This window comes from Cupriavidus sp. CP313, from assembly GCF_054072015.1.
Window position 1 is genome coordinate 59037 of the sequence record NZ_JBSVZB010000002.1, and the last position, 24158, is coordinate 83194.

A 24158-nucleotide genomic window follows, 5' to 3' on the forward strand; every position below is an offset into this window, starting at 1 on the left:
AATGAACCTCTCCGCTGCCTTTATCCACCGGCCGGTCGCGACCGCGCTGCTGACGCTCGGCATCCTGCTGGCCGGGCTGGCCGCGCTGCGGCTGCTGCCGGTGTCGCCGCTGCCGCAGGTGGACTTCCCCACCATCTCGGTGTCGGCGTCGCTGCCGGGCGCAAGCCCCGAGACCATGGCCGCCACCGTGGCCACGCCGCTGGAACGCGCGCTGGGCACCATCGCCGGCGTGACCGAGATCACCTCCAGCAGCTCGCTCGGCTCGACCCGGGTGACGCTGCAGTTCGACCTGTCGCGCAATATCGACGGCGCCGCGCGCGACGTGCAGGCGGCCATCAATGCCTCGCGCGCGACGCTGCCGACCAGCCTGCCCAACAACCCGACCTACCGCAAAGTCAACCCGGCCGACGCGCCGATCATGATCATCGCGCTGACCTCGCCGACCATGACGCGCGGGCAGTTGTACGACGCGGCCTCGACCATCCTGGCGCAGAAGCTGTCGCAGGTCGATGGCGTGGGCCAGGTCACCATCGGCGGGGCCTCGCTGCCGGCGGTGCGGGTGGAGCTGAACCCGACCGCGCTGAACAACTACGGCATCTCGCTGGAGGACGTGCGCAACACCATCAGCGCGACCAATGCCAACCGGCCGCTGGGCACGCTGGAGAACGCCGCCAGCAACTGGCAGGTCTACGCCAACGACCAGGCGATGAAGGCGGAAGACTACATGCCGCTGATCATCCGCTATGCCACGCCGGGAACCTTTTCGTCGACGTCGGCGGGCGCGCTGATTGCCAGCACCGCCAACGCCGCCGCCAGCGGCGGCGTCAGCACCAAGGTGGTCAACGGCGTGACCGTGACTACGCTGACCACCAGCAGCGGCACCACCACCATCACCAGCGGCGCCACCGGCGGCACCAGTGCCACCAGCGGGCCCAATTCGTTCGCGGTGCCGGTGCGGCTGCGCGACGTGGCCAACGTGGTGGATTCGGTGCAGGACATCCGCAACGCGGGCTCGGCCAACGGCAAGCCGTCGGTGCTGCTGGTGCTGAACCGCTCGCCCGGCGCCAACATCATCGAGACCGTGGACCGCGTCAACGAGATGCTGCCGCAGCTGCAGAAGATGATCCCGGCGGCAATCTCGATGGACGTGATGATGGACCGCACGCCCACCATCCGCGCCTCGCTGCGCGAGGTCGAGAACACGCTGATGATCTCGGTGGCGCTGGTGATCATGGTGGTGTTCGTGTTCCTGCGCAATGTGCGCGCCACCTTGATCCCCAGCGTGGCGGTGCCGGTGTCGCTGATCGGCACGTTCTCGGTGATGTACCTGGCCGGGTTCTCGCTGAACAACCTGTCGCTGATGGCGCTGACGATTGCCACGGGCTTTGTGGTCGACGATGCCATCGTGGTGCTGGAGAACATCTCGCGCCATATCGAGGAAGGCATGAAGCCGCTCGCCGCCGCGCTGCGCGGCGCGCGCGAGGTCGGCTTCACGGTGCTGTCGATGAGCCTGTCGCTGATCGCGGTGTTCATTCCGCTGTTGATGATGGGCGGCATTGTGGGCCGCCTGTTCCAGGAGTTCGCGATCACGCTGTCGGTGGCGATCCTGGTGTCGCTGGTGGTATCGCTGACCGCCACGCCGATGATGTGCGCGCGCCTGCTGCGCCCGCCCGAGCCGGAAAAGCAGGGCCGCTTCTTCCGCGCCACCGAGCGCATGTTCCAGTGGCTGCACGACGGCTATGCGCGCTCGCTGTCCACGGCGCTGCGCTTCAGCCCGCTGGTATGGCTGGTGCTGATCGCCACCATCGCGCTGAACGTGTACCTGTACGTGATCGTGCCCAAGGGCTTCTTCCCGCAGCAGGACACGGGCCGGCTGATCGGCTTTATCCGCGCCGACCAGGCCACCTCGTTCCAGGCCATGCGCGGCAAGCTCGACAACTTCATCACCATCGTGCGGTCGGATCCGGCGGTGGAGAACGTGACCGGCTTTACCGGCGGCTCGCAGCGCAATACCGGGCAGATGTTCGTCACGCTCAAGCCGCTGTCAGAGCGCAAGGAATCGGCCGACGCCATCATCGCGCGGCTGCGCGGCAAGCTGGCCAAGGAGCCGGGCGCGAGCCTGTTCCTGCAGTCGGTGCAGGATATCCGCATCGGCGGGCGGCAGAGCAGTTCGCAATACCAGTTCACGCTGCAGTCCGACGACCTGGAAGTGCTGCGCGCGTGGGAGCCCAAGGTGCGCGCCGCGCTGTCGAACCTGAAGGGGCTGGAGGACATCGACACCGATACCAACGACAAGGGCCTGCAGACCTCGGTGATCATCGACCGCGACGCGGCGTCGCGCCGGGGCGTGACCGCGCAGCAGGTGGATGCGGTGCTCAACGATGCCTTCGGCCAGCGGCTGGTGTCCACCATCTACCATCCGCTGAACCAGTACCGCGTGGTAATGGAGCTGAGCCAGGAGTACCTGCAGGGACCCGATGCGCTCAAGGACATCTACGTGGTCACCGGCAACGGCAACCGCGTGCCGCTGGCGGCGTTCGCGCGCGTGACGCCGACCAGCACGCCGCTGGGCGTGAACCACCAGGGCCAGTTCGCGGCCTCGACGATCTCGTTCAACCTGGCCGAGGGCACTTCGCTGTCGCAGGCGACCGACGCGATCACGCGCGAGATGGCGCGCATCGGCGTGCCGGAGACGCTGCGCGCCAACTTCCAGGGCGGCGCCAAGGCGTTCCAGGATTCGCTCAAGAGCCAGCCGATCCTGATCCTGGCGGCGCTGATCACGATCTATATCGTGCTGGGCGTGCTGTATGAAAGCTACGTGCATCCGCTGACGATCCTGTCGACGCTGCCGTCGGCGGGCGTGGGCGCGCTGCTGGCGCTGCTGGCATCGAAGACCGACTTCAGCATCATCGCGCTGATCGGCGTGATCCTGCTGATCGGCATCGTGAAAAAGAACGCGATCATGATGATCGACTTCGCCATCGATGCCGAACGGCGCGAAGGCCTGTCGCCGCGCGACGCCATCTACCGCGCCTGCCTGCTGCGCTTCCGCCCGATCCTGATGACTACCATGGCGGCGCTGCTGGGCGCGGTGCCGCTGGCGATCGGCCGCGGCGACGGCGCCGAGTTGCGCGCGCCGCTGGGCATCTCCATTGTCGGTGGCCTGGTGGTGAGCCAGTTGCTGACGCTGTACACCACGCCGGTGGTCTACCTGACGCTGGACCGCTGGCGCCTGAAGGTCAAGGCCTGGCGCCAGCGCCGCCGCGGTACCCGTACACCTGACCAGCCGGCCGCCGTCTAGATTTGCGAAGACTCGACATGACAGTTCTTTCCCGCTTCCTGACCCATACCCTGCCGGTGCCGCTGGCCTGCGCCCTGCTGCTGGCCGGCTGCGCCGTCGGCCCCGACTACCAGCGCCCCGACGCGCCGGTCTCCGCATCCTTCAAGGAGGCCGATGCCGCCACCCCCGCCTGGACCGGCGACTGGAAGCCCGCCGAGCCGCAGGATGCGCTGGCACGCGCCGACTGGTGGACCGTGTTCGGCGATGCGCAGCTCGACGCGCTGATGTCCGAGGTGCAGATCTCGAACCAGAACATCAAGGCCGCCGAGGCGCAGTACCGCCAGGCCGTGGCGTCGCTGCAGGCCGCGCGCGCCGGCTTCTTCCCGACCGTGGACGCACAGGCCGGCGCCTCGCGCGCGCGCGGCGCCAGCGGCAGCACGCTCAACGGGCAGAGCGCGACCCTGGGCGCAACCTGGGAAATCGACGTCTGGGGCCGCGTGCGGCGCCAGGTGGAAAGCAGCGAGGCCAGCGCACAGGCCAGCCAGGCCGACCTGGCGTCGACGCTGCTGTCGACGCAGGCGACGCTGGCGCAGAGCTACTTCCTGCTGCGCGTGGCCGATGCGCAGAAGGCCCTGCTGGACCGCACCGTGGCCGATTACCAGAAGTCGCTGCAGCTGGTGCAGAACCAGTATGCGGCGGGCACCGCGCAGCGCTCGGACGTGCTGCAGTCCGAGACCCAGCTCAAGAGCGCGCAGGCGCAGCAGATCGACATCCAGATCACGCGCGCGCAGCTGGAGCACGCCATCGCGGTGCTGGTGGGCAAGCCGCCCGCGGCGCTGACGCTGGCCGCCGACGACTTCCGCACCGCGCCGCCGCGCGTGCCGGCCGCGGTGCCGTCGCAGTTGCTGGAGCGCCGCCCCGACATCGGCGCGGCCGAGCGCCGCATGGCCTCGGCCAATGCGCAGATCGGCGTGGCGCAGGCGGCCTACTACCCGACCCTGTCGCTGTCGGCCAGCGGCGGCCTGACCGCCAGCACGCTTGCGCGCTGGATGTCGCTGCCGGACCGGATCTGGTCGATCGGCGGCGGGCTGGCCGGCACGCTGTTCGACGGCGGCCTGCGCAGCGCGGCCAAGGCGCAGGCGGTGGCGGCCTACGACCAGACCGTGGCCAACTACCGCCAGACCGTGCTGGGCGCGTTCCAGGAAGTCGAGGACAACCTCGCCGCGCAACGGCTGCTGGAACAGGAAGCGGTGGTGCAGAACGACGCGCTGCGCTCGGCGCGCGAGGCGCTGACGCTGGTGAACAACCGCTACCGCGCCGGCACCGCTGGCCTGCTCGACGTGCTGACAGCGCAGACCAGCGCCTATACCGCCGAGCGCACCGCACTGTCGATCGCCGGCCGCCAGTACACGGCGGCGGTGGTGCTGATCAAGGCGCTGGGCGGCGGCTGGCATGCGCCCGGCGCGGAGGCTGCGCCGGCACAGGCCGCTACCAACCAGGCCGTCAGCCAGCGCTAGCCGCAGGCGCGCGCGGCAGCGGCTGCCGGCAGATGCGCTCGCGCAGCCAGGTGGCGGCCTTGCCCAGCGGCCGCTGCTTGTGCCAGACCAGTTCCATCGCCACCGGCCAGTCCTGCTGCTGGAACGCCAGCGGCGGCGTCACCAGCTGCGCCGCGGCCGGCGAATTGGCCACCACGTGCCACGGCACGAAGGCCCAGCCCAGCCCGCGCTTGACCAGCTCCACGATCACCCACTGGCTTTCCACCCACCACACGTCGGCGGCCACGCGCAGGCGCATCTTCTCTTCGCTGTCTGAGCGGGTTGCGACCATCAGCTGGCGGTAGCGCTTCAGCTCCTCCCAGTCCACGCGCTGGCCAGCCAGCGGATGCTCGGGCGCGCACAGGATCTGCATCGGCACCCAGCCCAGCGCATGGAAGCCCAGCGCCGGCGGCAGCACCTCCTGCCGCCACATGATGCCCAGGTCGGCACCGCCCTCCAGCACCAGCCGGCTGACGTCCTCCATCAACGGAAACAGCAGCTCAAGCTCCACCGCCGGGAAGCGGCTGGAGAATTCCACCAGCAGCATGCCCAGCGTCTCTTCCGGATAAAGCTCGTCCACCGCCAGCACCAGCCGCGTCTCCACGCCTTCGCCCAGGCTCTTGGCCACGCCGCGGAAGTGCTCGCAGCGCTCCAGGATCACGCGCGCCTCGGCCAGCAGCCGCTCGCCCGCGGGGGTCAGTACCGGGTAACGGCCGGAGCGGTCGAACAGCGCGTTGCCGGCGTCGATTTCCAGGTTGGACACTGCCGCGCTGACCACCGACTGCGCCTTGCCCAGCCGGCGCGCCGCGGCCGAGAACGAACCGGTGTCAGCCGCCGCGACGAATGCCTGCAATTGCTCGATGGAGAGGCTCATAAATAACTTTCAACCTTTGTCTATCTGTTTTGCAGATAGTATCCAACTTGGCAATCCCTACGCAGCAGATAGACTAGCTCCCATCGCGTTTGACACGCAAGGAGAACAACGATGCGCAAGACCTGGGACCGGATTCGCCACGCCATCGGCTTCGAGGTGGTCGGCCTGCTGATTTTCGCGCCGCTGGCCAGCTGGGCCTTCGGCTATGAACTGCACGAGATGGGCGTGATCGGCGCGGTCGCCTCGCTGATCGCCACCGGCTGGAATTACCTGTACAACGTGCTGTTCGACAAGGGCATGCTGCGGTTCACCGGCCAGCTGCGCAAGTCGGTGCCGGTGCGCGTGCTGCATGCCGTGCTGTTCGAACTGGGCCTGCTGGTGGTGTTCCTGCCGTCGCTGGCCTGGTACCTGGGCATCAGCCTGGTCGACGCACTCATCATGGACATCGCCGTGGCCGGCTTCTACATGGTCTACGCGCTGGTGTACAACTGGCTGTACGACATTGTCTTCCCGGTGCCTTCGCTGAAGGCACAACCCAAGCCGGAAGGCGCCGCGCTCGGTTGAGCGCGGGTTTTTCCTGACCCCGGAGACGTCACTCCGGGGTCTTCCCCGTCTTGCCGCAACCGGTCGAATTGTTATACTCAATAACAAATTCAATTCGACCGGAGGCAACGCGCGCGCGCTTGCGTACCGGCGCATCCTGCACGCGGGGGAGACACCATGAAGATCGCAATCGCCGGTGGCGGCATCGGCGGACTGACGCTGGCGCTGCTGTGCCACCGCCACGGCATCGAGGCCGAGGTCTGGGAGGCCAGCGAAACGCTGCGCCCGCTGGGCGTGGGCATCAACCTGCTGCCGCACGCCGTGCGCATCCTGTCCGAGCTGGGACTGCGCGACGCGCTGGCGGATATCGCCATCGAGACCTCGTCGCTCTCCTACTACAACAAGCGCGGCCAGCGCATCTGGCATGAGCCGCGCGGGCTGGCGGCCGGCTATGACTGGCCGCAGTTCTCGATCCATCGCGGCGAATTCCAGATGCTGCTGCACCGTACCGTGGTGGAGCGCCTGGGCGCCGGCGCCGTGCATGCCGGCCATAGCTTCGAGACCGTGCTGGACACCGGCGCGGGCGGACAGGTGCGCTTTGGCCTGCGCCGCCGCAGCGACAATGCCGAGGTCGAGGCCAGCGCCGATGTGCTGGTCGGCGCCGACGGCATCCACTCGGCGGTGCGCCGCCACTTCTACCCCACCGGCGACCTGCCGCGCTTTTCGCGCCGCCTGCTGTGGCGCGCGGTTACCGAGGCGCCGCCCTACCTGGACGGGCGCTCGATGTTCATGGCGGGACACCAGGACCAGAAGTTCGTGGCTTATCCGATCTCGGAACCGCTGCGCCGCCAGGGCCGCTCGCTGGTCAACTGGATTGCCGAGCTGCGCGTGCCCGACAGCGTGCCCGACACCCCGCCGCGCAGCGACTGGAACAAGCAGGTCGACAAGTCCGTGTTCTGCGCCGCGTTTGCCGACTGGCGGTGGGACTGGATCGACATCCCCGCGCTGATCGACGGTGCCGGGGCGATCTACGAATTCCCGATGGTCGACAAGGACCCGCTGCCGCGCTGGACCATCAACCGCGTCACGCTGCTGGGCGACGCCGCGCACCCGATGTACCCGATCGGCTCGAACGGCAGCGCCCAGGCCATCCTGGATGCGCGCTACCTGGTCGACAGCCTGCTCGGCACGCCCGACACCGCCTACGCGCTGCGCGAATACGAGGCCGAGCGCCTGCCGCGCACCGCCGGCATCGTGCTGCGCAACCGCATGAACGGGCCCGAGCAGGTAATGCAGTTGGCCGAGGAACGCGCGCCGCAGGGCTTTGCCGATATCGAACAGGTGATCCCGCACGCGGAGCTGGAGGCGATTTCGCTGCGGTACAAACAGCTGGCGGGATTCGACCGGCAGTCGATGCAGGGCAGCCGGTAAGATCCGGCAAGGCTCGAGCTACAACAAGACCATCGAGAGAGGAGACACCATGGCGCCCCTGACCACCACCAAGCTGGCCCGCCTCGCACTGGCCGCGGCCCTCGCCTTCAGCGCCGGCAGCGCGCTGGCCGACATCACCGTCGGCGTCAGCCTGTCCACCACCGGCCCGTCGGCGTCGCTGGGCATCCCGCAGAAGAACTCGCTGGCCTACCTCCCGCAGAAGATCGACGGCGAGGCGGTGCGCTACATCGTGCTGGACGATGCCTCGGACCCCACGCAGGGCGCCAGGGTGGCGCGCCGCTTTGTCTCCGAGGACAAGGTCGACATCATCCTGGGCTCGTCCGCGGTGGCGCCGTCGATCGCCATTGCCGAGGTGGCCGATGAAGCCCAGACCGTGCAACTGGCGTTCTCGCCGATCGAACTCAAACCCGGGCGCGGCGCCTGGACCTTCCGGCTGGCGCAGCCGGTGCGGCTGATGGCCAATGCCGTGGCCGCCACTGCCAAGACCAACGGCGTCAAGACCATCGGCTTTATCGGCTTTGCCGATGCCTACGGCGAGACCTGGCTGAAGGACTTCACCGCCGCCGCCAGTGCCAACGGCATCCGCCTGATCGCCACCGAGCGCTACGGCCGCGCCGATACCAGCGTGACCGCGCAGGCCATCAAGCTGATTGCCGCCAGGCCCGATGCCATCCTGATCGCCGGCGCCGGCACCGGCGCCGCGCTGCCGCACACCACGCTGCGCGAGCGCGGCTACGGCGGCACCATCTACCACACCCACGGCGCGGCCACCAAGGACCTGATCCGCATCGGCGGGCGCATGGTCAATGGCGCGATCCTGCCGGCCGGGCCGGTGATCGTGCCGGAGCAGTTGCCCGCGGGCGACCCGGTGCGCAAGCCGGGGCTGGACTATGTCACCCGGTATGAGAAGCAGTACGGGGCCGACAGCCGCACGCAGTTCGGCGCCCATGCCTACGACGCCGGGCTGGTGCTGGAGCGCATCGTGCCGGTGGCGCTCAGGCACGCCAGGCCGGGGACGCCGGCGTTCCGCCAGGCGCTGCGGCAGGCGCTGGAGACCGAGCGCGACATCGTGGTCTCGCACGGCGTGCTGAATTACAGTGGGCAAGACCACTATGGCTTCGACCAGCGCGGGCGGGTTATGCTGACCATCGACAACGGCAACTGGAAGCTGCTTAAATGAATCCCGACGCATCCGGCACACCGCCCGCCGCGCCCCCGCGCCCGGGCAGCACCACCGCCGCGTCCGCGCGGCGCAAGGCGCGCGACCCGCTTGCGCCGGATCCGGCCGCAAGCGGCGGTGCCGATGCCGGTTTCGACCCGCATGTGCCGAATATCGACTATGGCGTGCTCGACAACCTGATCGGCTACGCCATCCGCCGCGCGCAGATCCGTATCTATGAAGACTTCGTGCTGTCGCTGGCGCAATGGCAGATCACGCCGCCGCGGTTTTCTGCGCTGATCATCATCTCGCGCAACCCGCACCTGAAGCTGACCGAGCTGGCGCAGATCCTCGGCATCGCCCGCTCGGGGGCGGTGCTGCTGGTCGACGCGCTGGAAGAGATGAACCTGGTGGCGCGCCGCCCGGCAGCCGCGGATCGCCGCGCCTACAGCCTGGTGCTGACGGCAGCCGGCCGCCGCACGCTGGAAGCCGCCACGCAGGCGGTGGTGGCCCACGACGCGCACGTCGGCTCGGCGCTGACCGAGGCCGAGCAGGCCACGCTGAAGTCGCTGCTGGCACGGCTGGCGCCGCCGCGCGCCAGCTGAGGGCAGTCGGCAAGACTGTCATCCGCCTGCCAGCGACCATGCGTTAACATGGCCGCCATGCCAAGAACAATCGCCGCGCCTACTGCATCGCGACCCGGCGCCCTGCTGCGCCGCCTGTCGCCACTGCTCTCGCCCATCCTTGCCGCCGTGCTGCTGGCCGGCGCTCCCGCACTCACCCCGGCGCAAGCCAAAGCGCCCGCCAAGGCAGTCAAAGCGGCCAAGGCCACCAAGGCTGCCGCCGCCGCAAGAACCGCTGCCGATCCCGCAGTGGTGCGCGCCGGCGTGCCGGCCCCGGTGGCCGCGGCGCTGCGCCGTGCCGGCGTGCCGGCCTCGGCCGCCAGCTTCTACGTGGTCAGGCTGGGCGCGGGCACCGCCCGCGCCAGCTGGAATGCGCAGCAGCCGATGAACCCGGCCTCGACCATGAAGCTGGTCACCACCTTTGCCGGGCTGCAGCTGCTGGGGCCCGATTACCGCTGGCAGACCTCGCTCTATGCCGACGCCCAGCCCGACTTCGACGGCACCGTCAACGGCAATGTCTACCTGCGCGGCCACGGCGATCCCAAGCTGGTGCCCGAGGAAATGGCCAAGCTGGTGGCGAAGGCGCGCGCCGGGGGCGCCACCGGCATCAACGGCGACCTGGTGCTGGACCGCAGCTACTTTGCCGACGGCCTGGACGGCAACGGCACCATCGACGGCGAGGTGCAGCGCGCCTACAACGTCGGCCCGGATGCGCTGCTCTATGCGTTCAAGACGCTGTCATTCACGCTGACGCCGGACCCGGCCAGCCGGACCGTGGCAGTCAGCGTCACGCCCGAGCTGGCGCAGCTCAAGCTGGACAACCGGCTGACGCTGACCAACGGCCGCTGCGGCGACTGGCAGTCCAGCGCCAGCCCGAGCGTGCTGCCGCAGGCGGACGGCACCGTGCTGGCGTCCTTTTCGGGCAACTATGCCAGCGACTGCGGCGAGCACGTGCTCAATATCGCCACGCTGTCGCACGCGGAATTCACCTGGGGCGGCTTCGTCGCCGAGTGGCAGCGCGCCGGCGGGCGCTTTGCCCATATGCCCGGGCTGCGCAGCGGCAAGGTGCCGCGCGGCGCGGTGCTGCTGGCGCGCCACTACGGCCTGCCGCTGGCAGACATCGTGCGCGACATCAACAAGTTCTCGAACAACGTGATGGCACGCCAGCTGTTCCTGACCATCGGCGCCGAAATGGACCGCGGCGGACCGGCCAGCACCGAGCGCTCGACCCGCGTGGTGCAACGCTGGCTGGCGCGCCAGGGGCTGGACATGCCCGGCCTGGTGCTGGACAACGGCTCGGGCCTGTCGCGCGAGGAACGCATCAGCGCCTATGACATGGCGCGCCTGCTGCAGCAGGCCGCGGCCAGCAACGTGGGGCCGGTGCTGATCGATTCGCTGCCGGTGCTGGGCGTCGACGGCACGCTGCGCAACCGCCTGACACGCGCCAACGCGGCCGGCAACGGCTATCTGAAGACCGGCACGCTGGCCGACGTGCGCGCGCTGGCCGGCTATGTGGATGCTGCCGACGGCGGCCGCTACGTAGTGGTCAGCATGATCAACCACCCCAATGCCGCGCAGGCGCAGGAAGCGCACGACGCCCTGCTGCAATGGGTGTACCGCGGCGCACCCTGAGTCCGCGCCGGGCAGGCCGCGGCACGGCGCCGTGGCCTGGCGCCAACGCCGCGGCCGCATTTTGTTAAGCGGACGCTTACCAGCGCCCGATCCGCCCCTATAATGCCAGGGTGCCGGCCGCGTCCTGCGGCGGCAGCCTTCCGGGCCGGCCCTCGGCCCCGGGCCTGCATTGCCCCCTCGCCCTCTGACATGACTTCCCGACAACCCCCGGTGTGGTTGCGCCTCTGGCATCGCTTCGCACCCGCCGAACGCGCCGGCTTTATCGACGGCGCGCGCTACTTTGCCCCGTCCCTGCCCGCGGTGTTCTCCTGGGGCCTGGTGACCGGCGTGGCGATGAGCAAATCCGTGATGACCGTGCCCGAAGCCATCGGCATGTCGCTGCTGGTCTATGCCGGCTCGGCCCAACTGGCGGTGCTGCCGCTGTTCGCAGCGGGCCTGCCACTGTGGACCATCTGGTTGACCGCGGCCGTGGTCAACCTGCGCTTCGTGATCTTCAGCGCCGGCATGCAGCCGCATTTCAGCTACCTGCCGCTATGGCGGCGCACCATCCTGGGCTCGTTCAACGGCGACCTGCACTTCGTCTACTTCCTGCAGAAATACAGCACGCCCGGCTACGAGCCCGGCAAGGAAGGCTACTTCTGGGGCATGGCGCTGACCAACTTCTGCATGTGGCAGCTGTCGTCGATCATCGGCATCGTGCTGGCCAGCCTGTTCCCCGACAGCTGGGGCCTGGGGCTGGCGGGCACCTTGGCCCTGATCCCTGTGATGATCGCCACCATCAACTCGCGCTCCACGCTGCTGGCGGTGGTGGCGTCGGCGGTGCTGGCACTGCTTTGCTTCGACTTGCCGTACCGCCTCAGCCTGGTGGTGGCGGTGGTGGGCGCGATTGCTGCCGGCATGGCCAGCGACGACCTGGCCGCGCGCGCGGCGCTGCGCGGCATCCGCCGGCGCAAGTCCAAGTTCCCCGAGGTCACGAACGCCGCCGCGCCGGAAACGCCGCCGGGAGACCGCGCATGAGCCATCTTGAAATCTGGATTGCCATCCTGGGCATGGCGGTCGTCACCATCGTCACGCGCGCGCTGTTCCTGATGGCCGGCGAGCATGTCACCGTGCCGGACCGCATTGCGCGGGCGCTGCGCTATGCGCCGGCCGCGGCGCTGGCGGCGATCATCCTGCCGGACCTGATGACCTGGCAGGGGCATTTCACGGTGGCGCTCTCCAACGACAAGCTGATGGCGGGGATTGCGGCTACGCTGTTCTACCTGCTGACCCGGAAGATGGTGGGGATGATCATGGTGGGGATGGCGGTGTATACGACGTTGCGGCTCCTGGGGGGGTAAGGGACCCTCACCCCTCAAACGCCGCCGCCGCCCGCTCCAGCCGATCCCGCACCCCAGCCCAATCCTGCCCTTCAGGCAGCACCTCGAACATCAGCTGCGTATAGCCCTGCTTGTCGAGCTTGCGCAGCAAGCGGTAAAGCTCACGCGCATAGGCCGCCGCATCCGCAGGCGCCGGCACCCAGGTACAACGCTGGTCCACCAGCGGCGCCCGGCCAACCCACGCCACGCGTGCATCGTCCGGCAGCGATGCCAGCTGCGCCGAAGCCGCTTGTGCATCGGCCAGCAGCAGCGGCGTATGCGGTGCGTAATGGGCCTTGAGCGTGCCTGAAGCCCGCGGCGCGGCCGCATCGGGCGGCAGCGGGGCCGCGCCCAATACCTGCGCCAGCATCGCCGCGGTGATCGCCCCCGGCCGCAGCAGCACCGGGCCGATGCCCTGGTCCAGCCGCGACAGGTCGACGATGGTCGATTCGATACCGACCTCCACGCCATCGCCTTCCAGCACATAGACCGCATCGCCGAACTCGTCGCGCACATGCTGCGCGGTGGTCGGGCTGACCTGGCCGAACTTGTTGGCCGACGGCGCGGCAATGCCGCCGCGGCCGCGCTTGAAGCGCGCCAGCAGCGCCTGCGCCACGGGGTGCGAGGGGCAACGCACGCCGATGCTGTCCTGGCCGCCGGCGACGGCCGGATGGATATGCGCGGCGCGCTTCAGGATCAGCGTCAGCGGGCCGGGCCAGAACGCGTCGATCAACTGCTGCGCGGCCTCGGGGACCTCGTCGGTCCAGTAGCCGATATCGGCACCGTCCACCACGTGGACGATCACCGGATGGTTCGACGGCCGGCCCTTCAGCGCGAAGATGCGGGCGACCGCCTCGGGGTTCTCGGCATCCGCACCGAGGCCGTAGACGGTTTCGGTGGGAAAGGCGACCAGTTGCCCGGCCTCGAGCAGGCGGACGGCTTCGTCCAGTTCAGCGGCCGTGGGCATGCGCGGCGACATCGTGTTCCTTGGAGCTATGGCTTCAGAGCGGGATATGCAGCGCCTGCGCGGCGGCGGCAAAGGCGGCGTCGACCGCTTCGGCATGCTCGCCCACGCAGTTGACGTGGCCCATCTTGCGCGACGGGCGCGCATCGCCCTTGCCGTACAGGTGCAGCTTGGCACCGGGTTGCGCCACCACTTCGTCCCAGGACGGCGTGCGTTCCAGGCCGAACTCGAACCACACATCGCCCAGCAGGTTCAGCATCTTGCCGGCCGAGTGCTGGCGCGTGCTGCCCAGCGGCAGCCGCGCCATGGCGCGCACCTGCTGCTCGAACTGGCTGGTCTCGCACGCATCCATGGTGATGTGGCCGGAGTTGTGCGGGCGCGGCGCCATCTCGTTGGCGACCAGCGAGCCGTCGGTCAGCACGAAGAACTCGATGCACAGCACGCCCACGTAGCCCATCTCCGTAGCGATGGCAGCCGCTGCGGCACGCGCGCGGTCGGCGATGTCGGGCGACACGCTGGCCGACGGCATTTCCGTCGAGAACAGGATGCCGTCGCGGTGCACGTTCTCGGCCAGCGGCCAGGTGGCAGTGGAGCCGTCCGCGGCACGCGCGGCCAGCACCGAGACCTCATAGGCCAGCGGCAGCATCTGCTCCAGCACGCACGGGACGTGCTGCATCGCCTTCCAGGCGGCGCGCACGTCGTCGCGCGTCTTCACGCGCGCCTGGCCCTTGCCGTCGTAGCCCATGCGCGCGGTCTTGAGGATGCCGGGCAGCACGTTGTCGGGCAGCTGGTCGACATCGGCATCGTGCTGGATCACCCAGTGCGGGGCCGGCGAAACACCGGTGCGCTCGGCGCACGCGGCAAAGAACTTCTTCTCGCCGATGCGGTTCTGCGCGATCGACACGCAGTAGCCGCGCGGCGCGACAAAGGCGCCCAGCTGCTCGAGCCGGTCCAGCGACAGCGACGGCACGTTCTCGAACTCGGTGCTTACCGCCTGGCACAGCTTGCCCATCTCGGCGAGTGCGGCCTCGTCGGTGTATTGCGCACAGATATGCTTGTCCGCCACCGAGCCGGCCGGGCTGTCCTGGTCCGGATCGAGCACGCATACGCGATAGCCCATCGCCTGCGCCGCATGCGTGAACATGCGGCCGAGCTGGCCGCCGCCCAGCATGCCGAGCCACGCACCGGGCAGAATGGGCGCGTCGGCACGGTCGACGCCGAACTCGGCGCGCGACTCCGGCGTGTGGGCTTCGGAGAGGTAGGGATGGATATCGGTAGGCATTGCTAGGTTCCGTGGGATGTCCGGATGATTACAGCGGCAGCGTCATCGCGCGCGCGGCTTCGGTCTGCTTGGCGCGGAACGCTTCCAGCGCGCCGGCCAGCGCCTCGTCGGTGGTGGCCAGCGTGGCAATCGCGTGCAGCGCGGCATTGGCGGCACCGGCCTCGCCGATGGCGAAGGTGGCCACCGGCACGCCCTTGGGCATCTGCACGATCGACAGCAGCGAATCCTCGCCGCGCAGGTACTTGGACGGCACCGGCACGCCGAACACCGGCACGATGGTCTTGGCGGCGATCATGCCGGGCAGGTGCGCGGCCCCGCCGGCACCGGCGATGATGGCGCGGATGCCGCGGCTGCGCGCGGTCTCGGCATAGCGGAACATGTCGTCCGCCATGCGGTGCGCGGACACCACCTGGGCTTCGAACGGTACGCCGAAATCCTTCAGCATGGCCACTGCGTGCTGCATCACGTCCCAGTCGGAACTGCTGCCCATCACCACGCCGACCAGCGGCTTGTCTTGCTTGCTCACTTTGTCTGTTCCTTCGTTGGCCGTTCCCGCACGCGCGGGAACGGCGCCCTGCATTACTGCAGTTCTTCGCCCGTCAGGCGCGTCAGCGCTTCACGGTACTTGGCGGCGGTCTTTTCGATCACGTCGTCCGGCAGTTGCGGCGCCGGCGCGGTCTTGGGCCAGGGCTTGCCATCGATACGCACGGCTTCCAGCCAGTCGCGCACAAACTGCTTGTCGAACGACGGCGGGTTGGTGCCCACCTGGTACGAATCGGCCGGCCAGAAGCGCGACGAATCGGCGGTCAGCACTTCGTCCATCAGCGTCAGCACGCCATTGTCGTCCAGGCCGAACTCGAACTTGGTATCGGCGATGATGATGCCGCGCGTGGCGGCAAACTCGGCCGCTTCCTTGTACAGGCGGATCGAGATCTCGCGCATCTGGCGCGCCAGCGCGATGCCGATGCGGGTCTCGACTTCGGCGAACGAGATGTTCTCGTCGTGCTCGCCCATCTCGGCCTTGGCGGCCGGGGTGAAGATCGGCTCGGGCAGCTTCTGCGCGTTCTGCAGGCCGGCGGGCAGCTCGATGCCGCACACCTTGCCGGTGGCCTGGTAATCCTTCCAGCCGCTGCCCGCGAGATAGCCGCGCACCACGGCTTCGACCAGGATCGGCCTCAGGCGCTTGACCACCACGGCGCGGCCCTTGACCTGCTCCACCTCCTCCGGCGCGACCACGGTCTCGGGCGCGATGCCGGTCTCGTGGTTCGGCACGATGTGCGCGAGCTTGCGGAACCAGAAGTTCGCCATCTGGTTCAGCACGCGGCCCTTGTCAGGGATCGGCTCGCCCATGATGACGTCGAACGCCGACAGGCGGTCGGTGGTGACGATCAGCAGCTTGTCGTTGCCGACGGCATAGTTGTCGCGCACTTTGCCGTGGCCCAGCAGCGGCAGCGAGTTGATGGAGGACTGGTAGAGAGCGTTGGACATGATGGTTCCGATAAAACGGCGAAGCCGCCGGGCGCTGGATGCGTGCCGCGGCGGCCGGAACTGCAATCCGCCTTCCCCTTGCGCGGAAGGCGGACTAGGGACATTTACTGCACAACCTGCGACAGCTTGCCCGCCTTGTACTGCTGCGCGATGTCGGTCAGGCCGATCGGCTTGATCTTGCCGGCCTGGCCTTCGCAGCCGAAGGCGATGTAGCGCGCCTTGCACACCTGCTTGGCGGCTTCGCGGGCCGGCTTCAGGTATTCGCGCGGGTCGAACTTGCTCGGGTTCTCGGCGAAGAAGCGGCGGATCGCGCCGGTCATGGCCAGGCGGATGTCGGTGTCGATATTGATCTTGCGCACACCGTACTTGATCGCTTCCTGGATTTCCTCGACCGGCACGCCGTAGGTTTCCTTCATGTCGCCGCCGAACTTGCGGATCTCTTCCAGCAGTTCTTGCGGCACCGACGACGAGCCGTGCATCACCAGGTGAGTGTTGGGGATGCGGGCGTGGATTTCCTTGATGCGGCTGATCGCCAGGATGTCGCCGGTGGGCTTGCGGGTGAACTTGTAGGCGCCGTGCGAGGTGCCGATGGCGATGGCCAGGGCGTCCAGCTGGGTGGCCTTGACGAAGTCGGCGGCCTGCTCCGGATCGGTCAGCAGCTGGGAGTGGTCCAGCACGCCGACGGCGCCGATGCCGTCTTCTTCGCCGGCTTCACCGGTTTCCAGCGAGCCCAGGCAGCCCAGTTCGCCTTCCACGGTCACGCCGACGGCGTGGGCCAGCTGCACCACCTTGCGGGTGACGTCGATGTTGTAGTCGTACTCAGCCGGGGTCTTGCCGTCTTCGCGCAGCGAGCCGTCCATCATCACCGACGAGAAGCCCAGGTCGATCGCGCCCTGGCAGATCGCCGGCGACTGGCCGTGGTCCTGGTGCATCACCACCGGAATGTGGGGATAAGCCTCTACCGCGGCTTCGATCAGGTGGCGCAGGAAATGCTCACCGGCGTATTTGCGCGCGCCGGCCGAGGCTTGCATGATCACCGGAGCGTTGACCTCGTCGGCGGCCTGCATGATGGCCTGCACTTGCTCGAGGTTGTTGACGTTGAAGGCCGGCAGGCCGTAGCTGTTCTCGGCAGCGTGGTCCAGCAGCTGGCGCATCGAAACGAGTGGCATGTCTAACTCCTAATAAAAAATGGGGTGTCTTCCGCGTATTCTTCTGTTGGCGCTTACGTAGTGCATCGACTTACGTAGCGCATCGCCCGTGCCTGCCGGCGCCGTCAGCCTTGCGCATTCCGCGCGGGCGCTCCGTCCGGCATGGCACGCATTGCCTCATCTCACCTTCAGATGCCCACCCTGACGATCTTCAGGGTGTTGGTGCCGCCCGGCTGGCCCATCGGCTCGCCAATGGTCAGCACGATGAAATCGCCGCGCTGCACCACGCCCTGCGCCAGCAGCAGTTCTTCTGCCTGCTCCAGCGCGGTGTCGCGGTCGGCGCTGGACTGCAGCGGCAGCGGCACCACGTTGCGGTACAGCTGCATCTTGCGCTGCGAGGCCAGGTTGGGCGTCATCGCATAGATCGGCACATGGATGCGGTGACGGCTCATCCACAATGCGGTGGCACCGGAATCGGTCAGCGCGGCAATCGCCTTCACCTGCAAATGATAGGCCGTGAACAGCGCACCCATCGCCACCGACTGGTCGATGCGCGAAAAGGTCTGGTTCAGGAAATCGGTGTCGAGCTGCACCACCTCGGACTTCTCGGCTTCGACGCAGACCGCGGCCATGGCCTCGACCGTCTCCACGGGGTAGCGGCCAGCGGCGGTTTCGGCCGACAGCATCACCGCGTCGGTGCCGTCCAGCACGGCGTTGGCCACGTCCGAAACCTCGGCGCGCGTGGGCACCGGGTTGACGATCATGCTCTCCATCATCTGCGTGGCGGTGATGGTCAGCTTGTTGGCCTCGCGCGCCAGCTTGATCATGCGCTTCTGCAGCGCCGGCACGGCGGCATTGCCCACTTCCACGGCCAGGTCGCCGCGCGCCACCATGATGCCGTCGGAGGCCTGCAGGATCTCTTCCAGCACGCCCGGGCGGATCGCCTCGGCGCGCTCGATCTTGGCGATCATGCGGGCCTTGTGGCCGTGCGGCTGGCCGGCCACGGCGGTCAGCTGGCGCGCCATTTCCATGTCGGTCGCGTTCTTGGGGAAGCTGACGGCGACGTAGTCGGCGCCCAGGGCCATGGCGGTCTTGATATCGTCCATGTCCTTGGCGGTCAGCGCCGGCGCCGACAGCCCGCCGCCCTGGCGGTTGATGCCCTTGTTGTTGGACAGCTCGCCGCCCACGCGCACGGTGGTGAAGATCTCGGTACCGAACACGCGGTCCACCACCAGCACGATCAGGCCGTCATTGAGCAGCAGCAGGTCGCCCGGGCCGACGTCGCGCGGCAGGTCCTGGTAGTCCAGGCCGGCGCGCTGCTCGTTGCCGAGCTGGCAGTTGGAATCGAGGATGAAGGGATCGCCCGGCTTCAGCGTGATCTTGCCGTGCTCGAACTTGCCGACGCGGATCTTGGGGCCTTGCAGGTCGGCCATGATGGCGACTTCGCGCCCGCACGCCTGCGCGGCCTCGCGCACCATGCTGGCCCGGTCGATATGGTCCTGGGCGGTGCCGTGCGAGAAATTCAGCCGCACCACGTCGACCCCCGCCGCGATCATGCGCGTGAGCACCTCCAGCGAGCTGGAGGCGGGGCCGATGGTGGCAACGATCTTGGTAGAACGAGTCATGCGCGGAATTCCTTGTTCAGAGCTCGATGTCCCGGGAGGCGCGGGGATGTGGCATGCCGCCGGGGCCGGCGGATGCGTCAGCCTGCGGCGCGCTGTTCCAGCACTTCGAACGCGGGCAGCTTCTTGCCTTCCAGGAATTCCAGGAACGCGCCGCCGCCTGTGGAGATATAGCCCACGCGGTCGGCAATGCCGTACTTGGCAATGGCCGCCAGCGTGTCGCCGCCGCCGGCGATCGAGAACGCCTTCGATTCAGCGATGGCCTGGGCCAGCACCTTGGTGCCGTTGCCGAACTGGTCGAATTCGAACACGCCCACCGGGCCGTTCCAGACGATGGTGCCGGCGGCCTTCAGTTGCTCGGCCAGCATCGCTGCAGTCTTGGGGCCGATGTCCAGGATCATGTCGTCGTCGGCCACGTCCTTGACGTCCTTGACGGTGGCCGCGGCGGTGGCGCTGAATTCCTTGGCGCACACCACGTCGACCGGGATCGGCACCGAGGCGCCGCGGGCGGCCATGATGTCGATGATGGTCTTGGCGTCGCCGACCAGGTCGGCTTCGGCCAGCGACTTGCCGATCTTCAGGCCGGCGGCCAGCATGAAGGTATTGGCAATGCCGCCGCCCACGACCAGGTTGTCGACCTTGTCGGCCAGCGACTTCAGGATGGTCAGCTTGGTCGAGACCTTGGAGCCGGCCACGATTGCCACCAGCGGACGCGCGGGCTGGCCCAGCGCCTTGCCCAGCGCGTCGATCTCGGCGGCCAGCAGCGGGCCGGCGCAGGCGATCGGGGCGTACTTCGCGATGCCATGCGTGGTGGCTTCGGCACGGTGGGCGGTGCCGAAGGCATCGTTCACGTAGACGTCACACAGCTTGGCCATCTTCTGCGCCAGCTCGTCGCTGTTCTTCTTTTCACCCTTGTTCACGCGGCAGTTTTCCAGCAGCACCACCTGGCCCGGTGCCACCTCGACGCCGTCGACCCAGTTCTGCACCAGCTTGACCGGCTTGCCCAGCAGCTCGGACAGGCGCGTGGCGATCGGCGCCAGCGAGTCCTCGGGCTTGAACTCGCCCTCGGTCGGGCGGCCCAGGTGGGACGTGACCATCACCGCCGCGCCGCCAGCCAGGCAGGCCTCGATGGCCGGCACCGAGGCACGGATGCGGGTGTCCTCGGTGATATTGCCGGCGTCGTCCTGCGGCACGTTCAGGTCGGCGCGGATAAACACCCGCTTGCCGGAGATTTTGCCTTGGGAAATCAGGTCGGAAAGACGCAGGACAGAGGTCATGGCGATGGATGGCGCGAGATTTCGCTGGAATTCGGGGAAACGGGCATTTTACCTGATCGTGGTCAACGCTTTGCCGATTCCGGACCGTTACGCACTTGCGATATGGCCCTTGAAGCACATTAAGGGCGACGCGACAGGGTGCTTGTGACATACCTCCCCACGAAAGAAGGGTCAGCTCCATGCCCCTCTTGACCCCCGAGTGCGGTAATGTATGCAACGTCTGCTACAACAGACACGCAAAAAGCGCCAGAGCCGGTCTTGAAACGGCCATGACAACAGGCGGCCAAAATAACAAGCAGCCAAAAAGAATGCAGCCGGTGTGCGACCAGACGCACCGCCGGCGCCGCGCATTTCCTTGTCGCGAATGCAGGGGGTGAGTCAGATGAAAGAAGCCGACATGCACGGAGCGATCCGTGGCTTGTATGAGGGCATTCTCGATCCCGGTGCCTGGCAGCAGAGCCTGCGCACCCTGACGGAACTGGCGGGCACGGCACACGCCTCGATGATGGTCTGGGACACCGTCCGCGACCAGGTCACCGTCAATGAGATCGTCAATCCGGTGGTGGAACTGTTTTCCGAGTACGAATCGGACTACCAGGCCATCGATCCGGCCAAGCAGTTCGCGCCGCGCCTGCGGCCGGGCGACTGGTATATCGACGCGCGCGAGCTGGGCGAAGGCACCATGGCCCGCCATCCGTTCTACCGCGACTTCTTCCACCGCTACGACCTGCGCTCTTACGTGGCCTGCCTGGTCGAGCGCCAGCCCCACTACGAAGTCTATTTCTCGATGCAGCGCGCGCGCACGCAGCCGCTGTTCTCGACCGACGACACCCGCGGCATGGAATGGATCATCCCGCATATGCGCAGCGCCATGGCCATGCGCGACCGCACCCTGGGGCTGACGGTGCTGGCCAGGCTGTCGACGCAGCTGGTGGAGCGGCTCAATTTTGCGCTGCTGGTGTTCTCGCCGCAGCGCCAGGTGCTGCTGAGCAACCGCGCCGGCGAGCGCTGGGCGCGGCGCCTGGACCCGGCCGGCAAGGTGTCGGACTGGACCCTGTCGCGCCCGTTCGCCGACATGGTGCAGGCCGCCTGCGACCCGCAGCGCGCGGTCGCGGCGCAGGCCGCCCGCGCCACCGACGGCAGCGGCGCCGGCGCGCAGGTGATCGTGCTGCCGCTGCCGCCCTCGCACGCCTTTGCCGCGCAATGGCAGGAACCGGCGGCGCTGGTGATCGTGCATGAGCAGGACAGCGCGCCGCTGTTGCTGGCGCCGGTGCTGCGCGACCTGTACGGACTGACCCCGGCGGAGACCCGGCTGACCACCCAGCTGGCCACCGGCCAGGGCCTGCCCGAAGCCAGCCAGCAGCTGAATATCCGCCACGAAACCGCGCGCACCCAGCTCAAGGCCGTATTCCACAAGACCGCCTGCAACAGCCAGGCCCAGCTGACGCATCTGCTCTCGCGCCTTGGCGCGGCGCTGGACGGGGCCTGAACACCACGCGCCCGGCATCGGGCCGGGGCCGCGCCTGCGGCCCGCCCGTTGCCCCGCGAAGAAAGTGCTAAAAATACAAGAAGTAAAAAGAAGGGAAGCCATGAGCGACACACAGATGCACGACACCATTCGCGCGCTGTACGAGGGGATCTTCGATGCCGACGCCTGGCAGCGCAGCCTGGGCGCGCTGTGCCAGGCCAGCGGCAGCACGCATGCCCATCTGCTGGTGCTCGACACGGTCCACGAGCGCGTGCTGGTGAACCAGGAGGTCAACCCCATGCCGGAGGCGGTGGCCGCCTACAGCGAACAGTACGTAGCCATCGACCCGGCCCTGCCGTTCGCCAGGCGCATGTCGGTGGGCAACTGGTATATCGATTCACGCGAGCTGGGCGTGCCGGCGATGCGCAGGTCGCCCTTCTACGGCGAGTTCCTGCAGCAATTCGAACAGTCGTCGGTGATGGCCTGCCTGATCGAGCGCCAGCCGCACTACGACGTGTTCCTGTCGCTGCAGCGCCCGCAGGGCCACGACCACTATTCGCCCGAAGACGCGCGCGCGCTCGACTGGGCCATCCCGCACGTGCGCAATGCGATGGCGCTGCGCGACCGCACCCACCAGGTGTCGGCACTGGCGCATGCGTCGGCGCAGCTGATGGAGCGGCTGCCGTTCGGCGTGATCGTGTTCCGCGACGACGGCAAGCCGCTGCTGGCCAACAGCATCGGCGAGGCCTGGGTGCGCCGGCTGCTGCCGGCGGTGTCGATCGAAACCAGCGCCGTGGCGCCGCCTGCCGCAGCCGTGCGCGAGGAAGCCGGCTGGCAGCTGTCGCGCCCGTTTGCCGAAGCGCTGCGGGCAGCATGCAACCCCGCCAACCCGCAGCCGGCGCAGGCGCTGCGCGCGGCCGACAGCGCCGGCCGCCAGGCCCAGGTCATCCTGCTGCCGCTGCCGCCCGCGCACCATCTGGCGATGGACTGGCAGCGCCCTAGCGTGCTGGTGGCGATCCACGAGCCCGGCACCGCGCCGATGACGCTGCCGGCCGTTTTGCGCGACCTCTACGGCCTCACGCCGGCCGAGACCCGGCTGGCATTGCAGCTGTCATCGGGCATCGGCCTGCCCGAGGCGTGCGAGCTGATCGGCATCCGGCGCGAGACCGGGCGCACGCAACTCAAGGCGATCTTCACCAAGACCGGGACGGGCACGCAGGCGCAACTGGCGCACCTGCTCACGCGGCTGGGGGTACGGACCTGACCGAGGCCAGCGCGCGTCAGTCGATCGACGCCCCCACGGTCTTAACCACCCCCGCCCACTTCTGCCGATCCCCCTTCACCGTAGCCTTGAACTGATCCACGGTCTCGACCCGCGGCGTGTTGCCGGCATCGATCAGCTTCTGCCGGATCGCCGGCGTTTCCAGCGCCACCTTCACCGCATCGTTGACCTTGCGCGCGATCTTCGGGTCCAGCCCCTTCGGCCCGAAGAAGCCGAACCAGATGGTGCTGTTGAAGCCGGGCAGGCCGCTCTCGGCAATGGTCGGCACGTCGGGAATCACTTGCACCCGCTGCTTGGTGGTCACGCCCAGCAGGCGCACCTTGCCGGCGCGGTACTGCGGCAGCACGCTCTGCACCTGGTTGAAGATGCAGCAGACCTCGCCCTTCACCACCGCCTGCAGCGCGTCAGGGCCGCCCTTGTAGGGCACGTGGACCATGTCCAGGCCGGCGCGCGCGTTGAACTCGGCAAAGGCCAGGTGCGTGCCGGTGCCGTTGCCGGTGGACGCGAAATTGTACTTGCCCGGGTTGGCCTTGACCTTCTCGATAAACTCCTTGACCGACTTCACATCCAGCACCGCCGGATTGACGGTCAGCACGTTGGAGACCTCGACCAGCGGCGCGATCGGGGTGAAATCGGCCTCGGCGTCGAACGGCAGGCTCTTGTACAGCGCCGGGTTGATGCCGTGCGTGGCGGCGGTGCCCAGCAGCAGCGTGTAGCCATCCGGCTTGGCATGCGCGACCACCTCGGAGGCGACGTTGCCGCCGGCGCCCGGCCGGTAGTCGTAGATGATGGTGGTCTTCAGCGACTTCTGCAGCGATTCCTGCAGCGTGCGGCCGACGATGTCGACGCCCGAGCCGGCAGTAAAGCCCATCAGGATCGTCACCGGCTGCGTCGGCCACTCCCCTTGCGCGCGGACGGGCATGCTGACCGTGCTGATGGCAGCGGCGGCGCACAGCACGGCCAGGCCGGTAGCGGAACGGAAGGACAAGCGCGGAAGCAGGCGGGACGAGTTGGGCATGGGGGCACCGTCGGTAAAATTCAGCAAGGGGAGACCCGGCGCGGCGGGCCGGGTCGGCACGGTGGCCGGGATCTGAGCCCCGGGCCAGCGCAACAAGATAGCAAGGTTCCTGCCAAAACCAAACGACCGTGTTCGCTTGAAGGTATTCCATCG

20 protein-coding genes are annotated in these 24158 nt (G+C 68.2%); 11 read left to right on the top strand and 9 right to left on the bottom strand.

The window, feature by feature from the left end; translation table 11 throughout:
* Nucleotide 1 precedes the first annotated feature (1 nt).
* Together ACW4E8_RS02505 and ACW4E8_RS02510 are read left to right on the top strand one after the other, a co-directional pair.
* Nucleotides 2-3301: an efflux RND transporter permease subunit gene (locus ACW4E8_RS02505; protein ID WP_456803080.1), complete on the top strand. Its 3300-nt coding sequence runs from the start codon at nt 2-4 to the stop codon at nt 3299-3301.
* Nucleotides 3302-3318: 17 nt separating this feature from the next.
* A complete protein-coding gene (locus tag ACW4E8_RS02510) occupies nt 3319-4797 on the top strand; it encodes an efflux transporter outer membrane subunit (RefSeq protein WP_456803081.1) in 1479 nt (492 codons plus the stop codon).
* Here the strand turns inward: ACW4E8_RS02510 and ACW4E8_RS02515 are convergent.
* Entirely contained in the window at nt 4784-5689 is a 906-nt protein-coding gene (locus ACW4E8_RS02515; RefSeq protein ID WP_456803082.1) for a LysR family transcriptional regulator, read from the bottom strand. The genes ACW4E8_RS02510 and ACW4E8_RS02515 overlap by 14 nt on opposite strands.
* A gap of 111 nt (nt 5690-5800) precedes the next feature.
* Here ACW4E8_RS02515 and ACW4E8_RS02520 point away from each other — a divergent pair, with 111 nt between their 5' ends.
* The 7 genes from ACW4E8_RS02520 (at nt 5801) to ACW4E8_RS02550 (ending at nt 12438) form a co-directional block, all read left to right on the top strand.
* Nucleotides 5801-6253, top strand: coding sequence for a PACE efflux transporter (locus tag ACW4E8_RS02520; protein WP_456803083.1), 453 nt, complete (start codon nt 5801-5803; stop codon nt 6251-6253).
* A gap of 156 nt (nt 6254-6409) precedes the next feature.
* Entirely contained in the window at nt 6410-7663 is a 1254-nt protein-coding gene (locus ACW4E8_RS02525) for a flavin-dependent oxidoreductase (RefSeq protein ID WP_456803084.1), read from the top strand.
* A 49-nt stretch (nt 7664-7712) separates the two neighbouring features.
* Nucleotides 7713-8864, top strand: a complete 1152-nt coding sequence (locus tag ACW4E8_RS02530) for an ABC transporter substrate-binding protein (RefSeq protein WP_456803085.1) — start codon at nt 7713-7715, stop codon at nt 8862-8864.
* A complete protein-coding gene (locus ACW4E8_RS02535; RefSeq protein ID WP_456803086.1) occupies nt 8861-9448 on the top strand; it encodes a MarR family winged helix-turn-helix transcriptional regulator in 588 nt (195 codons plus the stop codon). Before ACW4E8_RS02530 ends, ACW4E8_RS02535 begins: the two co-directional genes overlap by 4 nt.
* A 48-nt stretch (nt 9449-9496) precedes the next feature.
* Entirely contained in the window at nt 9497-11098 is a 1602-nt protein-coding gene (dacB, locus tag ACW4E8_RS02540) for a D-alanyl-D-alanine carboxypeptidase/D-alanyl-D-alanine endopeptidase (RefSeq protein ID WP_456803087.1), read from the top strand.
* Between the two features lie 189 nt (nt 11099-11287).
* Nucleotides 11288-12115, top strand: a complete 828-nt coding sequence (locus ACW4E8_RS02545; protein ID WP_456803088.1) for an AzlC family ABC transporter permease — start codon at nt 11288-11290, stop codon at nt 12113-12115.
* Nucleotides 12112-12438 (top strand): AzlD domain-containing protein, encoded by a 327-nt coding sequence (locus ACW4E8_RS02550; RefSeq protein ID WP_456803089.1) that lies wholly within the window; start codon nt 12112-12114, stop codon nt 12436-12438. The genes ACW4E8_RS02545 and ACW4E8_RS02550 overlap by 4 nt, the downstream gene beginning before the upstream one ends.
* Nucleotides 12439-12445: 7 nt before the next feature.
* Here ACW4E8_RS02550 and ACW4E8_RS02555 read toward each other — a convergent pair whose 3' ends face one another.
* From ACW4E8_RS02555 to ACW4E8_RS02585, 7 genes are all read right to left on the bottom strand, one after another.
* Nucleotides 12446-13435 carry an L-threonylcarbamoyladenylate synthase gene (locus ACW4E8_RS02555; RefSeq protein WP_456803090.1) on the bottom strand — a complete coding sequence of 330 codons (990 nt, stop codon included), beginning with the start codon at nt 13433-13435 and terminating at the stop codon, nt 12446-12448.
* 22 nt (nt 13436-13457) lie between these two features.
* Nucleotides 13458-14702 carry a 5-(carboxyamino)imidazole ribonucleotide synthase gene (locus tag ACW4E8_RS02560; protein WP_456803091.1) on the bottom strand — a complete coding sequence of 415 codons (1245 nt, stop codon included), beginning with the start codon at nt 14700-14702 and terminating at the stop codon, nt 13458-13460.
* 28 nt (nt 14703-14730) lie between these two features.
* Nucleotides 14731-15228 carry a 5-(carboxyamino)imidazole ribonucleotide mutase gene (gene purE / locus ACW4E8_RS02565; RefSeq protein WP_316153130.1) on the bottom strand — a complete coding sequence of 166 codons (498 nt, stop codon included), beginning with the start codon at nt 15226-15228 and terminating at the stop codon, nt 14731-14733.
* A 53-nt stretch (nt 15229-15281) separates the two neighbouring features.
* Nucleotides 15282-16190, bottom strand: coding sequence for a phosphoribosylaminoimidazolesuccinocarboxamide synthase (locus tag ACW4E8_RS02570; protein ID WP_035817679.1), 909 nt, complete (start codon nt 16188-16190; stop codon nt 15282-15284).
* A 104-nt stretch (nt 16191-16294) separates the two neighbouring features.
* Nucleotides 16295-17359, bottom strand: a complete 1065-nt coding sequence (gene fba / locus ACW4E8_RS02575; RefSeq protein ID WP_035817682.1) for a class II fructose-bisphosphate aldolase — start codon at nt 17357-17359, stop codon at nt 16295-16297.
* 167 nt (nt 17360-17526) lie between these two features.
* Nucleotides 17527-18963 carry a pyruvate kinase gene (gene pyk / locus ACW4E8_RS02580; protein ID WP_456803092.1) on the bottom strand — a complete coding sequence of 479 codons (1437 nt, stop codon included), beginning with the start codon at nt 18961-18963 and terminating at the stop codon, nt 17527-17529.
* Between the two features lie 77 nt (nt 18964-19040).
* Nucleotides 19041-20237, bottom strand: coding sequence for a phosphoglycerate kinase (locus ACW4E8_RS02585; RefSeq protein ID WP_013955645.1), 1197 nt, complete (start codon nt 20235-20237; stop codon nt 19041-19043).
* A 382-nt stretch (nt 20238-20619) separates the two neighbouring features.
* Between ACW4E8_RS02585 and ACW4E8_RS02590 the strand changes: the two genes are divergently transcribed.
* A complete protein-coding gene (locus ACW4E8_RS02590; RefSeq protein WP_456803093.1) occupies nt 20620-21726 on the top strand; it encodes a helix-turn-helix transcriptional regulator in 1107 nt (368 codons plus the stop codon).
* A gap of 100 nt (nt 21727-21826) precedes the next feature.
* Nucleotides 21827-22969: a helix-turn-helix transcriptional regulator gene (locus tag ACW4E8_RS02595; protein ID WP_456803094.1), complete on the top strand. Its 1143-nt coding sequence runs from the start codon at nt 21827-21829 to the stop codon at nt 22967-22969.
* A gap of 16 nt (nt 22970-22985) precedes the next feature.
* Here ACW4E8_RS02595 and ACW4E8_RS02600 read toward each other — a convergent pair whose 3' ends face one another.
* Nucleotides 22986-24005, bottom strand: a complete 1020-nt coding sequence (locus ACW4E8_RS02600) for a Bug family tripartite tricarboxylate transporter substrate binding protein (RefSeq protein ID WP_456803095.1) — start codon at nt 24003-24005, stop codon at nt 22986-22988.
* Nucleotides 24006-24158: the final 153 nt, after the last annotated feature.

Bases quoted from the DNA above. Each gene is read 5' to 3' on its own strand.
- fba (WP_035817682.1), bottom strand. From the start codon at position 17,359: ATGCCACTCGTTTCGATGCGCCAGCTGCTGGACCACGCTGCCGAGAAC.
- ACW4E8_RS02535 (WP_456803086.1), top strand. From the start codon at position 8,861: ATGAATCCCGACGCATCCGGCACACCGCCCGCCGCGCCCCCGCGCCCG.
- ACW4E8_RS02525 (WP_456803084.1), top strand. From the start codon at position 6,410: ATGAAGATCGCAATCGCCGGTGGCGGCATCGGCGGACTGACGCTGGCG.
- ACW4E8_RS02590 (WP_456803093.1), top strand. From the start codon at position 20,620: ATGAAAGAAGCCGACATGCACGGAGCGATCCGTGGCTTGTATGAGGGC.
- ACW4E8_RS02555 (WP_456803090.1), bottom strand. From the start codon at position 13,435: ATGTCGCCGCGCATGCCCACGGCCGCTGAACTGGACGAAGCCGTCCGC.
- ACW4E8_RS02585 (WP_013955645.1), bottom strand. From the start codon at position 20,237: ATGACCTCTGTCCTGCGTCTTTCCGACCTGATTTCCCAAGGCAAAATC.
- dacB (WP_456803087.1), top strand. From the start codon at position 9,497: ATGGCCGCCATGCCAAGAACAATCGCCGCGCCTACTGCATCGCGACCC.
- ACW4E8_RS02600 (WP_456803095.1), bottom strand. From the start codon at position 24,005: ATGCCCAACTCGTCCCGCCTGCTTCCGCGCTTGTCCTTCCGTTCCGCT.
- ACW4E8_RS02530 (WP_456803085.1), top strand. From the start codon at position 7,713: ATGGCGCCCCTGACCACCACCAAGCTGGCCCGCCTCGCACTGGCCGCG.
- ACW4E8_RS02505 (WP_456803080.1), top strand. From the start codon at position 2: ATGAACCTCTCCGCTGCCTTTATCCACCGGCCGGTCGCGACCGCGCTG.
- pyk (WP_456803092.1), bottom strand. From the start codon at position 18,963: ATGACTCGTTCTACCAAGATCGTTGCCACCATCGGCCCCGCCTCCAGC.
- ACW4E8_RS02545 (WP_456803088.1), top strand. From the start codon at position 11,288: ATGACTTCCCGACAACCCCCGGTGTGGTTGCGCCTCTGGCATCGCTTC.
- ACW4E8_RS02560 (WP_456803091.1), bottom strand. From the start codon at position 14,702: ATGCCTACCGATATCCATCCCTACCTCTCCGAAGCCCACACGCCGGAG.
- ACW4E8_RS02520 (WP_456803083.1), top strand. From the start codon at position 5,801: ATGCGCAAGACCTGGGACCGGATTCGCCACGCCATCGGCTTCGAGGTG.
- ACW4E8_RS02595 (WP_456803094.1), top strand. From the start codon at position 21,827: ATGAGCGACACACAGATGCACGACACCATTCGCGCGCTGTACGAGGGG.
- ACW4E8_RS02510 (WP_456803081.1), top strand. From the start codon at position 3,319: ATGACAGTTCTTTCCCGCTTCCTGACCCATACCCTGCCGGTGCCGCTG.
- ACW4E8_RS02570 (WP_035817679.1), bottom strand. From the start codon at position 16,190: ATGTCCAACGCTCTCTACCAGTCCTCCATCAACTCGCTGCCGCTGCTG.
- ACW4E8_RS02515 (WP_456803082.1), bottom strand. From the start codon at position 5,689: ATGAGCCTCTCCATCGAGCAATTGCAGGCATTCGTCGCGGCGGCTGAC.
- ACW4E8_RS02550 (WP_456803089.1), top strand. From the start codon at position 12,112: ATGAGCCATCTTGAAATCTGGATTGCCATCCTGGGCATGGCGGTCGTC.